This window comes from Roseibium algicola, from assembly GCF_001999245.1.
Taxonomy (GTDB): domain Bacteria; phylum Pseudomonadota; class Alphaproteobacteria; order Rhizobiales; family Stappiaceae; genus Roseibium; species Roseibium algicola.
This window is the reverse complement of the sequence record NZ_CP019630.1, coordinates 4,454,484-4,469,479: the sequence shown is the minus strand read 5'-3', so window position 1 is coordinate 4,469,479 and position 14,996 is coordinate 4,454,484. Positions and strand designations below refer to the sequence as shown.

Genomic DNA, 14,996 nt, shown 5'->3' with positions numbered 1-14,996 from the left:
CTAAGCGCCTAACATGGCCTCGTCCAGCATCGCGGGGCATCTTTCGTTCCTGGCAGCCATTTCTATCGGGATCGACAAGACCGCATAAACCCATGCCAGCCTCCTTGGAACTTTGCCCTGAGTTTCGCAGCAAAAGTGTGGTCCTGCAGGCGCTCACAGAAGGAGCCGGTGTAGTCGGCAGTGATGTTGAGGTTGTCAGTCACACCGAAATTCAGCCCCGCATCAACAAGCGCCACATCCCGGTCCAGCGCCGCACCGGTGATCGAGAACGGCGAACTGCCGGTCCTCCCCAATGCCGCAACAGCGCCAGGCAGACGCCGGCGATTGAGCAATTCCGGGACTGCACATCAGCAGAACAGGATCAGCTTTCTTCGGACGGCAAATGCGAGTGGGAGAAAAGAAAAATGGTGGGCCCGGAGAGCCTAGCCAAACTGAAGAAAGTCAATAGCTTAGCAGAAGGTGGGACAAAACACCTACCTGAAGGATTTCAATGGCTTACAATGGCCGTTGTCCCACCTTTTTGCTGCTTTGCCTCACTCGAAATTGCTTTCCAGGCAGGTCTCTGGAGGCACGCATGAGCGAGCGCCGTCCATTCCGGGAAGTGAAGCTTCAGTGGCTGAGACTGCTGAGCTGTGATGCCAATATCAACGACAATGCCAAGTGCGTCGCACTATATATCGTGACCGCACATGTGAACGGCCACACCGAGAAGGCGTGGCCGTCCTACAAGACCATTGCCGAAGCAACCGGCAAGAGTATCAAGTCCATCCAACGCGCCATCCGAGATCTGGAAATCGGTGAATGGCTTTGCGTTCAACGCGGGAATGGCGTCGGGCACAATACGGAGTATTGCCCTACCGACGCCTCGATCTTAAAGGCCTGCGAGCTTCGAGAAAAGACGGACAAATCTGTCCCGGAAGGCGGTCAGATGTGTCTGGCGAAGGTGGTCAAATCTGTCCACCAAACTTAGAGAAAGAAAAAAATAAAAAACCTAACGCGCGCGAGCCGCACGCGAAGGCCGTCATACGCCGCTCCATTCCCGTCGTCGTCCTGCCAACGGCTCAGACCCGGCAGGTCGATGAGTGGAACGCCTGGCTCGCCGAAAAGACCCTGCCGGACCTGGCGCGGTTCAAACTCGCAACCAGCGTCAACGGATCATCCGGATATCAGCTTCCAGGCAGTTGGCCACCGGAAGATGGCTCAGACAAGGAGCAGGATTGCCTTTCCTATTTTCTGAACAGACTGCCGGCAATCGCGCACCAATCGGTTTCACACTCAGCGTACCTCGACGCGGCATGACTTTGGCAGATCCAACAAGCGCAAGGCGCCATTTCGTTGGGGCACAAAACCTCGCAAGGGTCGCAAGTTTCTGCAACTTGGCGCAGGCAGGCGGGAACTCGAATTGCTCAGCCATCTTCTTTTTGGTGAATTGTTGAAAAATGCACTTAAAAGTAGCAGTTCGTTTTCATAAGTCCGGAATACTCATGTTAAAAATCATCACAAGGATTGCAGCTATTGAACTAGTCCGTTCCGTCGCTCTGATCGCCGCAGCAGCCTCGGCATTCTGCCTGGTTATGCTCTCTTTCAACATACTGTCGTTGCCGTACTCGATCTTAGTTGGCGACATCCCTCTTCAGGACTGGCAGGTTTTTGTCCTGGCGCTTGGACTAGCGCTTCTGCCGGCAGTCTTTGTTGCCAAAGTACCGTCAGTCGGTGCAGGCGCTTTCGATATCACCTTCGCTACAAGGCGCCCTTCTCAAAGGGAAATGGACCTGATCAGCAAAGTTGAGGCAGTCCTGCAGGAAAGATCGTCTGTCTCCGAGATCAAATTTCCCAGGATCGTTTGGCGAGTACAGGATTGCGGTGAACTCAATGCCTTTGCCTACGCCCATAATCGGATCTGCTTTACGAAGGGGCTGCTGCTGAAATACGGAGACACACCATCTGGCATCGAGCGCCTTGCCGGAATAGCCGCTCACGAAATTGGACACCTGTGTAATTGGGATACCCGGATCCTGATGTTCCTCCATTATCTCAATCTGCCGGTCAACCTTGGTATTGGTTTGGCAAACGGCACGCTCAACCGAATTCCTTTCATCGGGTTCCTCTTCACCGCCATCACGGCGATTTTGCGCATTCCGGCCAACGCTGCCCAAATGCTCAACAGCTCGGTATCCAGGCTAACCGAATACGAAGCCGACCGCTTTGCGGCCCGGCTTATGGATGGCGTTGGGATTTCTGAGATCCTGGATGACTTCTCGGAATTGGGCGAAAGAAAGAACGACACATTCAGTACGTGGCTAATGCGTTCCCACCCTCCGGCGGAACTTCGCCATGAAGAGGTCTCAAAACGGGTGTCCTGAAGATGCGCAACCAGTCAGCTCTCACGTGACGCGGCTACAGCCCGAAGGACCAAAGCCCCATCAGGCTCATGTCTGGATGAGCATGGTGGAGAGCGATGGAAAGCGGCTGAGTAGGATCAAAACCACCGCGACCGCCAGCAGGAATGGCCAGAGTGCGCGCAGGATACGACCCGGTGAGGTGCCACTCATCGTCGATGCAATATATAGGCCCACACCAACAGGAGGCGTCAGCAGCCCGAGGACGAGGTTCAGGCAGATCACGACACCGAACTGGTAAGGGCTGATCTCATAGTTGTTCATCGCAATGGGCAGCAGGATCGGGGTAATCAGAATAACCGCGGCGATGCCGTCGATCACCATGCCAACGCCTAGCAGGACCACGTTGACGATCAATAGGAACACAAACGGATCGGCAGTGAGCGAAGTAATAAGGCTGGCAAGTTTCTGCGGCAGTGCTTCGTAGATAATCACCCAACCGAACACGTTGGCGGCGGCGATCATGAAAATGATCATCGAGGCACTGACCGCGGTACGCCTGAACATTGCAAAGAGAGTGGACGGCTTCAATTCGCGGTAGACGAGCCAGCCGACCAAAAACGCAATGAGTGAGGCAATGGCCGCGGATTCCGTAGGTGTCGCAATGCCGAAAAGAATGCCGCCAATAATCGCAAGCGGAATGAGGGCTGCCGGCAGACAAAAGAGCAGAGCGGATACGGCCTCGCGGCCCGTGTACCAGGCTCCTCTTGGAAAGCCACGCAGGAAACCGACTGCCGCGATAACCAACGCGAAGGAAACCGCCAGCATCAGTCCCGGCACGACACCTGCCAGAAACATGTCGCCGATGGGGATCTGTGCCAGAACGCCGAAGATTACGAACATCATCGACGGCGGAATGACGGGGGCAAGCAGACCGCCTGCCGCCGTGGTGGCTGCGGCAAAACCCTTGTCGTAGCCCTCTTTTTCCATTTCCGGCGTCATGGCGCGCGCCATCACCGCGATCTGTGCAGTGGCCGAACCGATGATCGCTGCCATGAACATGTTGGCCAGCAGGTTGATATAGGCAAGCCCACCGCGAAAACCGCCGACAAAGATCCGGGCTGCATTGATCAGGCGCCGCGTCATACCGCCTTCGTTCATCATTTCGCCGGTCAGCATGAAAAGCGGGATGGCGAGAAGCCCGTAGTTCTCAATTCCTGAGAACATCTTCTGAGCGAAGCTGTCGTAAAGAATGGTGTTACCGGATTCCCAGATGTACCAGATCGCCGTCAGCGCAAGGACCAGGGCGACCGGAACCGCGAGTAGCAGATTGACGATGAAGATGAGCGGCGTCATTGCGCAGGTTCCGTTACAGCTCCAGGGCGGGAGAACAAATTGGCCAGGCCGTGGAGTGTCGCGCCGAAGGCAAACAGCCACATCACGCTCCAGACCCACACCTTGCCAATACCAAGGGTGGTCGTCGGTTCTGCATAGATGAAATTGAAGGTTTTTGCCTGAAAGGCCAGCACATCAAACCCTTGCTGCCCCAGCATATAAAGGCCGAACCAGCGCCAGCAGAACCAGAGCATGAAAAGCGCGAACACCAGAACGATGACATCGACAAGGATTGCCACGACCCGCCTGGCTCCGGCCGGTAAAGCGTCGGTCAGAACGGTGATGGCAACGGAATGGCCGAAATGGATCGCAGCCGAAGCGCCCAGGAAGGTCATCCATGCCATCGCGTAGATCGCCAGCTCATCGACCCAGTACAGGGCCGAGCCGAGGCTGCGGGTAACAACATTGAGAAGGATGAGCAGCGTCACGGAAACGGCCAGACATGCGGCAAGGGCAATTTCAATCCGCGCCCAGGCCGACGAGATACGCATCAACATGAAGCCCTCCAATAAGAAACCGCGGCACGGGATCTCGCGCGCCACGGTTTCCTGTTCGAACAGGTCAGTTCGCCGTTTCCGCAGAAACGGTACGCAGGTCATTCAGTGCAGAGGATTTTTCGACCCAGATTGCATTCCACTGGTCCACCGCATCGCCGAAAAACTCCGGACCAACCTTGGTGTAGGTCTTGCCGGTACCAGCGATCTGGTCCAGCCACCCTTGTTCCTTGCCGATGTAACTGTCGATGGTGCTGTCCACGTGCTGCGACATGAGCTGCCCGATCAGCGCCCGGTCATCTTCCGGCAGACCTGCCCAGACCTTGGCCGAAACAAGACCGACCATCGGGAACATCATGTGATCCGATTGCACGATTGTGTCGGCATTCTCGTAGTATTTCAGGACCCAGATCAGTTCCGCGTCCATATCGATCGCGTCCACCTGACCATTGGCGAGCGCATCATAGACCGAAGGCAGCGGCATGGGCGTCGGCGCCGCGCCCAAGGCATTGTAGAAATCGAGTATCGGTTCGAACGGTGTGATCCGGAGTTTTAGCCCAGCAAGATCGGCCGCGGAGGTCACTTTGCCCCGACTGACAATCTGGCGCAGACCGGCCATGCCGTAACCGGTCCCGACCACGCCAACGGTGGCGGGAAGCTGGTCAAGCAGACTCCTTGCCGTATCCGATCGCAGGATGCGCCCGGCATGAGCCACGTCGTTTGCCAGATAAGGCGCATAGAATGCCCCTAGGTCCGGCGCGCGATTGGAGACTTCGGCCACGGTCATAAAGGCCATGTCGAGAGCACCGGTCTGCAACTGCTGCAGCATCTCCGCCTCGTTTCCAAGCTGACGGGCTGGAAAGACCGTCAGACTGTGGGTTCCGCCGCTTTTCTCCGCCAGTTCCGCGCCGAAGGCTTCAGCGGCCTTGGTCCAGATATGCGGCGGCGGTGTTATCAGGCCGATGCGGAAGTCTTTTGCAGTGGCGGGCATAACAAAGGCCGACGCGATCGCGGCACCTGCAAGCATCTTGGCGATAAGTTTCATGTTTTCCTCCCTTTACACTGAGAACGCTCAGAGCTGCACCCAGCCCTCGGGCGGTTCCTTACCCGGATGCACCGTTCCGCAGTTCGGGCACGTGCGTGCTTCCTCGGACGCATAAAAACTCTCGTAAACCGGAGGCAGGTCTCTCACGATCGATTCCAGCTGCATCTCTGCGCGATGCACGCGCGTTCCGCAGTCGAAGCAATACCATTCGATGGCGTCGAGCTCTCCGGTTTGGCGTTTGGGCTCGACCACGAGGCCAATCGAACCTTCCTGTGGCCTTTGCGGTGAATGGCGAACGTGCGGTGGCAACAGGAAGATCTCGCCTTCGCGGATCGGCACATCGTAGAATTCCTTGCCATCGTAGATCTTCAGCACCATGTCGCCTTCGAGCTGATAGAAGAACTCTTCCACTGGATCGTCGTGATAGTCAGTGCGCTTGTTGGGTCCGCCGACGACGGTCACCATCAGGTCTGCATTTTCCCAGATCTGCTGGTTTCCAACTGGCGGTTTCAGCAGATGGCGATGCTCGTCGATCCATTGCTTGAAGTTGAATGCACTCAATCTGGACATAGCCACCTCTCGAATAAACCTCACCTCGGCATGGCTCAGCCTAGGTGACATTGAAGCAAAGAAACATTTGTTTCCGGGAAATTGGATATCCGGATTCGTGATACCCGGACGCCCTGAACCTGACCGACTTTCCGGCCGCTGGCCGCATCACAGATGCAGGCCACAATCCTCGAACGCGGCGCAGACCGAGGCCTTTTCTGTCTCCGTCAGTTCCAGCATGGGATGGCGGACCCGGCCGCCGACCTGGCCGAGAAGCTCTTGCCAGTATTTGCCGTGCGCAGTTGGTTTGCCACCTGGCTTCGTCTTGCGGATTGCCTCGCGCACCGGCGCCAGGCTGTCGCGGACCCGCCGGGCCGCGTCGAATTTTCCGGCAAAGGCTAGTTCGGTGTATTCGTGCATCCGGCGGTCGTTCCGGGTCTGGATCTGGTAGGGGGGAGACGAGCAGAGGTAAAGCTGCCATCCCAGCTCCTCGATATTGTCGAGCCAGTCTTCTTCAGCGGATGTCGAAACCAGTATCCTGTCGCCGACCATCCGGGTCAGTCGTGCATACATCTCACGCGGGACGGAATATTTAATTGCCATGATATTGGGCAGTTCGGCGATCCGCGCGCAGGTTTCAGGCTCCATCAGGTAGCCGCTGTCAGGGTGGCTCCACATGGCGATGCCGATATCGAGCCTGTCGCACAGATACTTGTAGTAATTGTACAGAACCTCGCCCCGGTCGTGGCAGAAGCTGAGCATCGGCGCGTGAACCACAACGTAATCGGCACCGCAAGCTTCGGCATGACGCCCAAGCTCCAGCACAGTGCCGACGTTCTGGTCGGAGATCGACATGATTGTTCCGGCCTTGCCGGCGCATTCGTCCACCGCAACGCTCATATTGTGCTTGCGCTCTTCCAGCGACATCGACCAGAACTCGCCTTGCTTGCCGGCGATGAAAAGGCCTCTGATGCCCAGGTCGTCGATCCAGTGGCGGATGTTGCGGCGCAGCCCGGCCTCATCGAATGCCAGGTCTTTGTCGAAAGGATTCAAAGCAGCCGCCCAGATGCCGCGCATCGTCTCGCGGGCATGTGCCTTTGCTTCGTGTTTTGCATAGTCCACTGGGTGTGCTCCCGTTAATCTTCGGCCGTATAAAGGCCCGGGACAAAACGGAAGCGCCAACAGATTGCACGGATATGGCTATCAAAAAATTGTATATCAAACCTCCCTGAAATTCGGATAACTAAGCCCGCATGAAGGGAACCATGAAAATCGGGATCATTGGCGAAGGCGCTATCGCGCGCTATGTCTGCACCAGTCTGAATGCGACGCATGCGGTACTTGTCAGGTCCGAACCGCCTGTCGGCAAGGACAACGACGGCCTCTTGCGTGTCCTGCACGTGAACGAATTGCCCGGTGATGTCGATGTGATGATCGATTGCGCGGGTCACGCGGCCCTGGCAGAACACGGACCGGCCATCCTCGAGCGGGGCATCGACCTCGTCACGGTTTCCCTTGGAGCGCTGGCCGACACCGATCTTTACAGCCGATTGAATTCGGCAGCCGAGCGGGGCGGTGCCCGGCTTCGTCTGGCAAGCGGATCGATAGGAGCTCTCGACTGCCTGCGGGCTGCGCAGGTTGGCGGGCTGTCAGAGGTTACCTATACAGGCCGAAAACCTCCACAGAGTTGGAAGGGTTCGCCGGCAGAAGACCGGCTGGACCTGGACACGCTCGACCAGGCAGCTACACATTTCGAGGGCAGCGCACGGCAGGCAGCGACCCTTTACCCGAAGAACGCCAATGTCGCCGCCGCCGTGGCGCTGGCCGGGGCAGGTTTTGAAGCGACGAAAGTTCGGCTGATCGCCGATCCCGGCATAGCGGCAAACATCCACGAGGTTAAGGCCTCCGGCGCATTCGGCAGTTTCACGTTCCACATAGAGGGACGTGCGCTCCCGGACAATCCGCGCAGCTCCGCCCTTGCGGCGATGAGCGTCGTTGCCGCCATCGAGCGCCAACAATCAGCTATCGTGATCTGAGGTATCGCATTTGGTTACCCGGCATACCCGTATCGTCGACCGTGCGCTGACCCGCCTGAAACTGCGTCAGCTCAGGCTTCTGATTGCTGTCGGCCAGCAGGGCAGCATCCAGAACGCAGCGCAGGATCTCGGCATTTCGCAACCTGCCGCCACAAAGATGATCCAGGATCTGGAACTCGACTTCGAGGTCAAGCTGTTCGAACGCACCAATCGCGGTGTGGTGCCTACGGTCTTCGGCGCGACTCTGATCCGTCACGGCAAGCTGATCTTTGCGCAGGTATCGAACGCCGCACAGGAACTGGACGACCTGAACGAGGGCAACAGCGGCCGGGTTGTTGTGGGCACGTTGCTTGCCGCGTCCCCTGCCCTACTGCCTGCGGCGATCGAGACGCTTCTGAAAGACCGTCCGAAGGTTGCGATCAAGATCGTGGAAGGCACCAACGAGGTCCTGATGCCGGCTCTTTTGTCCGGCGAGATCGACATGGTTGTCGGGCGTCTTCCCAGCCGGCGGCACCGTGCAAAAATCGTCCAGGAGAAGTTTTTCGATGAACGCGTTCTGGCAATTGTCGGCCCCCAACACCCGCTGACGAAGGCACGCTCGGCGACATTCGAACAGCTCATGCCTTTCGGCTGGATCCTGCCGCCGGTCGAAACAACGCTTCGCCGCCAAACCGACCAGTATTTCGTCAAGCAGGACCAATTTGTGCCGGTGGTCGCCATCGAGTCCGTTTCCTATCTGGCCAATCGCTCGCTATTGCGCAGCCATGACTTCGTCGGGCTGATGCCTGCGCATGTCGCCTCGCTCGATATTGAACGCGGGCTCCTCACGCAGGTCGACTGGACCGTACCCTTCGGGGCGGGACCGGTGGGGGTGTCGCACCGCGGCGAGCAGAGCCTGTCACCCGCTGGGGCCGCATTCCTGACCGCGCTGCGGCAAGCCGCAACGCAGATGAGATATGGTCAGACCCTAATCTGATATCAGGCAAACGGATATCAGTATCAGTTCAATTCACTTGAGAGCCGGAGCTGGCGCGTGACACGTTGACCGCAACACACTGATTGCGAGGACAACATGAGCATCTACCCGGACCTGCGCCTTTATATCGGCGGAGAGTGGCGGAAAACGCGTGACGATCTGACGGTTGTAAACCCGGCGACCGAAGAGGAAATCGGTCGTCTTCCGCATGCGCGCATTTCCGATCTCGACGATGCGCTTGAAGCGGCGGAAACCGGGTTCCGAGTCTGGTGCCGCACGGCCCCGCGCGAGCGTGCCGACATCATTTTGAAGGCTTCGGCCCTGTTGCGCGAACGACAGGAAGAGATCGCCCGGGCCATCACCGCCGAACACGGCAAACCGCTGGCTCAGGCGCGTCTGGAGGTCATTCGGGGCTGTGAGTTCTTCGAATGGGACGCCGGAGAAGCCGTCCGTAGCTACGGACGTGTCATCCCTTCGGCGCCCGGCGTGCGTTACCTGGTGCATCACCAGCCGATCGGTGTGACGCTCGGGCTGGCTCCCTGGAACTTTCCCATGAGCCAGCCAGCGCGCAAGGTGGCCGGCGCACTTGCTGCCGGCTGTTCGATCATCCTCAAGGCAGCCGAGGAAACCCCGGCCGGCGCCCTCCATATTGCCCGCGCCTTTCACGACGCGGGACTACCCAAGGGCGTGCTGAACCTGGTCTTCGGGACACCTGCCGAGATTTCCGGTCACCTCATCCGGCAGGAAGCGGTGCGGCTTGTTGCCTTTACCGGTTCCACAACCGTTGGGCGGCATCTGTCCGGGTTGGCCGCACAAAACGACACGCGCGCGTTAATGGAATTGGGTGGTCATGCACCGGTCATCGTCTGCGAGGATACGGATGTTGAAAGAGCCGCAATCAGTGGCGCGGTGCGCAAGTACCGCAACGCCGGGCAAGTCTGCACCTCCCCAACGCGGTTCTTTGTGCATGAAAGCATTTTCGCGCCCTTCCTGGAAACCTTCAGTGGGCGCGCTGCGGCGACCAAGGTCGGCAATGGCATGGCTCAAGACACTGAAATGGGACCTCTGGCCAACGAACGCCGGGTACCCGCACTCATGGACCTGATCGAAGACGCCTGCGCCAAGGGCGCTGAACTTTGCGTGGGCGGTTCGCCCATTGAAGGTCCCGGCTACTTCCTGAAGCCGACAGTGCTTGCCAATGTGCCCGACGATGCTCGGGTCATGCAGGAAGAGCCCTTTGGTCCCCTGGCGGTGATCAACCCTGTCGGCTCTCTCGACGAAGCGATCGCCCGGGCAAACTCGGTACCTTACGGTCTTGCCGCTTACGGCTTCACCAACCGGGCCGACTATATCGATCGGATGACGGATGAGGTGGAAGCTGGCAACCTGTCGATCAACACACTGGAGGCCTCCCTTCCGGAAACCCCGTTCGGCGGCGTGAAGTCCAGCGGAACCGGCCGCGAAGGCGGCACCGAGGGACTGGAGAACTACATGATCGTCAAAACCGTGTCGCACAGCATGTCGATCGTTTGACGGTAAGGTCTTCCGGGACCGAATGTTACCTCTTTTTGGCTTCGAATATTGATGCCATGTCTTTGAAGAACTGGCCCGATGCTGCGTAGACTCGATCTAACGCAGCATCGGGCCAGCAGTGATTTAGCTTTCAGGTCCTTTGAATCGCCAGTTCTCGTCTCCGGTCTCGACGACTTCACTGTGATGGGTGAGCCAGTCGGGAAGAGCAGTCGTCATCTTTGCAGCCCCTTTTTTAGACATTCGCAGGATTTCGGACTGGTTTGCAAAGTGCCGTTAGATAGGGGACGAGCGTAGGTCTATTGAGGGCGGGAAGCGGACTTTTGCTGCGGACGGAACAAATGTCTGAAACGGGGCCGTTTGCGGACTGGCAGATTATAATCGAAATTGTGTAGAAAGCCGACAATCAAACGTCCGCCCTTGCAGCGGATTTCCACGAACGTTGAGCGTCGCGGCGGAGACTTCTCCTTCGCCTTCTGGGCCGCAAGTTCGTCCGGCTCCGTACCGGGTTGTTGCACCGAGTTGGTGAAACAGAAGGAGCGGCCCGATGGACACAACGGTTCTCGGCATTGATCTTGGATGTGCAACAAAAGTCGATTGCTGACCTGTGAGTATCAAGATAGATGTGGTGCGCAATTTCTGACAGTTGAGGAAGATTAGGAAAGGTTATCCTTGAGCAGTTTCATCAAGGCTCCCTGGAGTTTCTCGCCGAACGGCATCTCCTCGATCAGACGTATCGCCTGTTCCGTGCCCACCGAAAGTACAATTGCTAGTCGTGCTAGCCCGGCTTTGGACATGACGAGGCGTGGAGGATGGTCAGGCGCCTTCCACGCAGCAACGACCTTACTTAGTGTCTCATCCCGCCGTTCGACTACATCTGCGATCTTCGCTTTGATTTCGTCGATAGTCGCGATCCCTGCGCGTGACGCGGTCGAAGTGAGTCCGCCATAGGGGTCGCGGGCGTTAGGGTGGTTGGGCGCAATCGCGAAACCGACGTTCTCGGCCTGCTTGACTAGAGCTTCTAGGTCGGCATCCTTTTCGATGAAGATATCGACAGACTCCCGATCAACGGCAATGGTGAGGTCACCTGCATCGACCTTACGTCCGTACTCCTTGCGAACTTCCGCTACCGATGTGGAAAGAGAAGAGAACTCATCGTCAACCAGCTCCAGAAGGGCGCTTACTCTAAACACTCTCCGTCTGAGTTGCTGCGGAACATCAGCGGGATTCTTGTATCGCAGTTTCCAATCAATAGCGGCCCAAGCGTGTTGAAGGATAGTCCGCACTTGGATCTCGGCCTTGAGTCCATTAAACTTGGCATTTTCCATCAAAGATCCGCGCTCCTCAGTGAAACGGACCACAAAGTGCCGAGATCGGTAGCCGAATTGGTTTGGATCTAGTTGATCATTCTTGTTAACTGAGTGCTGGATATCAATCTCATAAAGTTCGGCAAGCCGAGCGCAGACGCGGTCGACATCTTCTTCTAAATAGCAAATTATCCGAAGGCCACTGAGGTCAGTGATCTCGGTGAAGTCCTTGTATTTCTGCTCCTTCTCCGGCTGATCGACCTTGGTCTCAAAGCTAGCCAAATCTTTTGTCCGCGCCTCTATTGCGTAGAAATCTTCGCCCTCAGCTAGTACTTCACGCAGCAATGCCTCGTTTCGCCGAGTGAACTGCTCATAAATGCCTCGAGCGGCTTCATAGCTGGCTCTCAGTTTATCGGAGTATTCGGACATATCTGCCTACAAACATTATCGCACAATATCTGGCCAAATTTTTTCGCCAAATCCTTTAATGAGGCAGCATAACTACTGCCAATATCTGTCCGATATCGACGCTCAAACTCGCTGCAATCGTCGAATCTTTATTGGATTTGGGAAATAGATAGTGAACATTTGTTGGGTAATTCGGTTTCTGTCCCGTTCGATGAAATGTTTCGACGTCGCTAAGGAAAGTAGCCGGAATGTAGCTTCCCGCAGACATATTCCATCCCCCAGAGAATTCGATCTTTTCGCCAGTTGTCATGAATATTTGCCAAGTGCGCACGCCGTCGCCGCGAGTCTGCGCCTCAAGCGGATCCGCCATCGCGTTTTCCATCCGCTCCTCCTTTGGTAGTGTATTTAGTATCAGCAAATAAAGGTTGAGCCGCATAAATTGTCAATTCTCTAAATAGACAAGGGCGCGGCAAGTTGCCACAAAGCTTTCGTGATTTTGAGGTTGGTCGACCTTGAGAATGTCTGCATTTTGGAAGCTTGCTCAAACCCGCAAATGTCCAACTTGGCGCAAACCATTCATTGACCCCAAGATAGGCGATGAGCGTCTCCCGTTCGCAATCCCACTCCCGGTCCGGCTTAACGTAAAATCATATCCACTATCCCAGATGCATATACACGACACCGTTGATCGGATTGCGCAACCAAAGAGTTTGACACTTGCTATTAGATAGAATTTTCGAGAGAAACGGCGTCGTTACCGAGCCACTAAAGCCACCGCCTTCTCGCGAGGATGGTCTGCTAAGAAACGCCAAATGACGAGATCTACCACTTTGACAGGATCACCCCGCACTTCTGCGATGGCTGAACAAAAAGCATGTGGATTTTCAAAGCCGAAGTGTTGAGCTATGCGGATCAAGTGTCGGTCAGGTTTAGCCAAGTTGAAGCCGAAATTCTTTGCTAGATGCCAAACTGTCACGGGTCCGATGAATGGAAATTGACGAAGGGTTCTGATTGGCTCATGTAAGATATCGGATTTCAACTGTTCGAAACCTAAGCGTTCAACAATTCTCGCAACATTTACAACTGCATTGAGTTTCGACTCGTTTCGGAACGCGGATTTTGCTGAAAGCACGCACGCCGTAGATGATTCAACAATGGCCTCGGCTGATTCCCAGTCGCAAAAGCACAATGAGACATAGTCGAAGATTTGACGAACGACTGCTTCACGAAACCCTGAGCATAGGATCACCCAGGCGGTTTCGCGAAGAAAGGCAGATTCAGTCAGAACTTCGGGACACGCAGTTCTTTGCCAATCGATTTCAGATTCTAGACCTGATTCACGCATGTATTTGATCGCATTGCCGTAAATCTGCAGCGCACCCGTAACATCAGACATTCGGATCGTTCTTTCCAAAGCTATCTTGTATCCAAAATCGAACGCGTGTTAAAAGTATCGAAGCGCCGGGACGGTGATCGAGATGCTTACTGATCGCGATTTTTAGCAGATGCTGGCGCTTCTGATGCAGAAAGAGCTTCTCTGGCAAAGCCAGGCCAACGGCGGAAGCCATGTCATATCGTGCCAAAATCCGTCGGTACCCCTGCTCATCGAATTCGTCTGATGCAAGGAGATATCCTGCCTCTCGTTTGACTTCTGCATAGATATCAAACGTGTGTCGGTGAGCGTCCGAACGTGCTTTCCAGTCGCTCTTCAGCTGAACAATTGCCAAGAACAGCGTCGTTACAGACAGCAGTCCAGTCCAGAGCTCTGGTGCAAGATTGAATGGCGTCAATGAAAGGTTGATCGAAGGTGCAACGAACGCAAGCCCTGTCAGCCACGTGGAGGAGCCAAGGATTGCCAAATCCAGTGCGAGTGCCCAGCGAGCATATTTGTCCCTTAATCCTGCATGGCCTGTGCAAAGCATGTCTGAGACACGCCTAATTCGCTTGAGTTCCTGCACAGAACCGTTTTCTGCACTCATGAGTCAATGCCGAAAATGGCGCGCCATTGAGATGTTGAACCCGCAGCTGTCGCGTTGCGCATACGGCGAGCAATTCTGCTCAAAACATGGCTCGCCGCTACACGAAGCTGGCTGTTGGTGGGGCCTAAATACTCGTCGACGTGGACGGATTGACCTGTGCTATCGGTAATGGGTGACATGACGAGCTCACGAGCTCTCTCAAAAAAATGGGGTAACATGGCAGATGTCGTCATTGCTTCCTTGTAATTCTTGAAGGCTGCAATCCCGAGACTCTCCATATGATATCCACTAAGTTGCTGCGCCTCAGGTAACTGCCCATTGATTGCTTTAGCAAGCTTGATAACAGGCACGAGTTTGCCACTACATTCCTGATTGCGTCGAGTTAAAGCCTCTTGAAAAGCAGTCGGGTTGATCTTGGACCATGCTTCGCGACGTGATGAAGGCACAAGCAGTTGTCCATCTGGCGACTTGAGTGCAGGTAGCAACTGGATAACCATGCCATCGTGATACGTCACGGTTACCGCCATGCGGCCGTACCCAACGGTGGCTTCTCCGTTTAGATCCGCCTGAATGATTTTCGCCATTCGATCCAATGCCAACTGAGGGCTTTTTCCTTCCAGATCGGATTCGTTGATTAAGAGTAGCGAGTCGATATCGCTTAGACCATCCACGTAGGTGTGCTTGGCCACTGAACCGCCGAATAATTGGTCAAATGACCCATAAATTGCTCCTTTCATTGCGGACTTGATCTGCAGTAGACGAGCACTGACGGTTGGTGCGTCGCGCGAGTTGAATTCGCCAAGTAACTCACCAAGCATTCGTGAGAGTTCAGCCTCAAAGGCCGCAACGGTTGTTTTTTCTTCCGACTTGCGCACTAGGTCGCGGAGTTCTTCTGGAGTTCGATGTACGAACGCTCCGCCGCCGCCGCTGCCAGCCAT

General features: G+C 55.9%; 17 protein-coding genes. 7 read left to right on the top strand and 10 right to left on the bottom strand.

What is annotated here, in order from left to right; translation table 11 throughout:
• The first annotated feature begins 92 nt into the window (after positions 1-92).
• The 4 genes from B0E33_RS31420 (at position 93) to B0E33_RS20640 (ending at position 2,363) form a co-directional block, all read left to right on the top strand.
• Positions 93-578 carry a hypothetical protein gene (locus B0E33_RS31420; protein ID WP_156912455.1) on the top strand — a complete coding sequence of 162 codons (486 nt, stop codon included), beginning with the start codon at positions 93-95 and terminating at the stop codon, positions 576-578.
• Positions 575-970 (top strand): helix-turn-helix domain-containing protein, encoded by a 396-nt coding sequence (locus tag B0E33_RS31245; RefSeq protein ID WP_206051387.1) that lies wholly within the window; start codon positions 575-577, stop codon positions 968-970. Before B0E33_RS31420 ends, B0E33_RS31245 begins: the two co-directional genes overlap by 4 nt.
• Positions 931-1,299, top strand: coding sequence for a hypothetical protein (locus B0E33_RS31240; protein ID WP_206051386.1), 369 nt, complete (start codon positions 931-933; stop codon positions 1,297-1,299). Before B0E33_RS31245 ends, B0E33_RS31240 begins: the two co-directional genes overlap by 40 nt.
• Before the next feature lie 185 nt (positions 1,300-1,484).
• Entirely contained in the window at positions 1,485-2,363 is an 879-nt protein-coding gene (locus tag B0E33_RS20640; protein ID WP_062487959.1) for a M48 family metalloprotease, read from the top strand.
• A gap of 66 nt (positions 2,364-2,429) precedes the next feature.
• On the opposite strand, the gene B0E33_RS20635 is transcribed toward B0E33_RS20640, so the two are convergent.
• The 5 genes from B0E33_RS20635 to B0E33_RS20615 all read right to left on the bottom strand — a co-directional run bounded on the left by B0E33_RS20635 (position 2,430) and on the right by B0E33_RS20615 (position 6,944).
• Positions 2,430-3,695 (bottom strand): TRAP transporter large permease, encoded by a 1,266-nt coding sequence (locus B0E33_RS20635; protein WP_077292282.1) that lies wholly within the window; start codon positions 3,693-3,695, stop codon positions 2,430-2,432.
• Entirely contained in the window at positions 3,692-4,231 is a 540-nt protein-coding gene (locus tag B0E33_RS20630) for a TRAP transporter small permease (protein ID WP_077293499.1), read from the bottom strand. Before B0E33_RS20630 ends, B0E33_RS20635 begins: the two co-directional genes overlap by 4 nt.
• Positions 4,232-4,295: 64 nt before the next feature.
• Entirely contained in the window at positions 4,296-5,273 is a 978-nt protein-coding gene (locus B0E33_RS20625) for a TRAP transporter substrate-binding protein (protein ID WP_077292281.1), read from the bottom strand.
• A gap of 27 nt (positions 5,274-5,300) precedes the next feature.
• Positions 5,301-5,843, bottom strand: coding sequence for a 3-hydroxyanthranilate 3,4-dioxygenase (locus B0E33_RS20620; protein ID WP_062487951.1), 543 nt, complete (start codon positions 5,841-5,843; stop codon positions 5,301-5,303).
• 147 nt (positions 5,844-5,990) lie between these two features.
• Positions 5,991-6,944: a dihydrodipicolinate synthase family protein gene (locus B0E33_RS20615; RefSeq protein ID WP_077292280.1), complete on the bottom strand. Its 954-nt coding sequence runs from the start codon at positions 6,942-6,944 to the stop codon at positions 5,991-5,993.
• 143 nt (positions 6,945-7,087) lie between these two features.
• Here B0E33_RS20615 and B0E33_RS20610 point away from each other — a divergent pair, with 143 nt between their 5' ends.
• From B0E33_RS20610 to B0E33_RS20600, 3 genes are all read left to right on the top strand, one after another.
• Positions 7,088-7,858, top strand: a complete 771-nt coding sequence (locus B0E33_RS20610) for an aspartate dehydrogenase (RefSeq protein ID WP_077293497.1) — start codon at positions 7,088-7,090, stop codon at positions 7,856-7,858.
• Between the two features lie 10 nt (positions 7,859-7,868).
• Positions 7,869-8,834, top strand: coding sequence for a LysR substrate-binding domain-containing protein (locus tag B0E33_RS20605; RefSeq protein WP_077292279.1), 966 nt, complete (start codon positions 7,869-7,871; stop codon positions 8,832-8,834).
• A 96-nt stretch (positions 8,835-8,930) separates the two neighbouring features.
• Positions 8,931-10,367: an NAD-dependent succinate-semialdehyde dehydrogenase gene (locus B0E33_RS20600; protein ID WP_077292278.1), complete on the top strand. Its 1,437-nt coding sequence runs from the start codon at positions 8,931-8,933 to the stop codon at positions 10,365-10,367.
• A gap of 653 nt (positions 10,368-11,020) precedes the next feature.
• On the opposite strand, the gene B0E33_RS20595 is transcribed toward B0E33_RS20600, so the two are convergent.
• From B0E33_RS20595 to B0E33_RS20575, 5 genes are all read right to left on the bottom strand, one after another.
• Positions 11,021-12,100 (bottom strand): GTP pyrophosphokinase, encoded by a 1,080-nt coding sequence (locus tag B0E33_RS20595; RefSeq protein ID WP_077292277.1) that lies wholly within the window; start codon positions 12,098-12,100, stop codon positions 11,021-11,023.
• Positions 12,101-12,155: 55 nt separating this feature from the next.
• On the bottom strand, positions 12,156-12,461 hold the full coding sequence (locus tag B0E33_RS20590; RefSeq protein ID WP_077292276.1) for a hypothetical protein: 306 nt from the start codon (positions 12,459-12,461) through the stop codon (positions 12,156-12,158).
• Between the two features lie 372 nt (positions 12,462-12,833).
• On the bottom strand, positions 12,834-13,475 hold the full coding sequence (locus B0E33_RS20585; RefSeq protein ID WP_077292275.1) for a hypothetical protein: 642 nt from the start codon (positions 13,473-13,475) through the stop codon (positions 12,834-12,836).
• Positions 13,468-14,058, bottom strand: coding sequence for a hypothetical protein (locus B0E33_RS20580; RefSeq protein ID WP_156912454.1), 591 nt, complete (start codon positions 14,056-14,058; stop codon positions 13,468-13,470). The genes B0E33_RS20585 and B0E33_RS20580 overlap by 8 nt, the downstream gene beginning before the upstream one ends.
• Complete coding sequence (locus tag B0E33_RS20575) at positions 14,055-14,996, bottom strand: CBASS oligonucleotide cyclase (RefSeq protein WP_077292273.1); 942 nt, start codon at positions 14,994-14,996, stop codon at positions 14,055-14,057. The genes B0E33_RS20580 and B0E33_RS20575 overlap by 4 nt, the downstream gene beginning before the upstream one ends.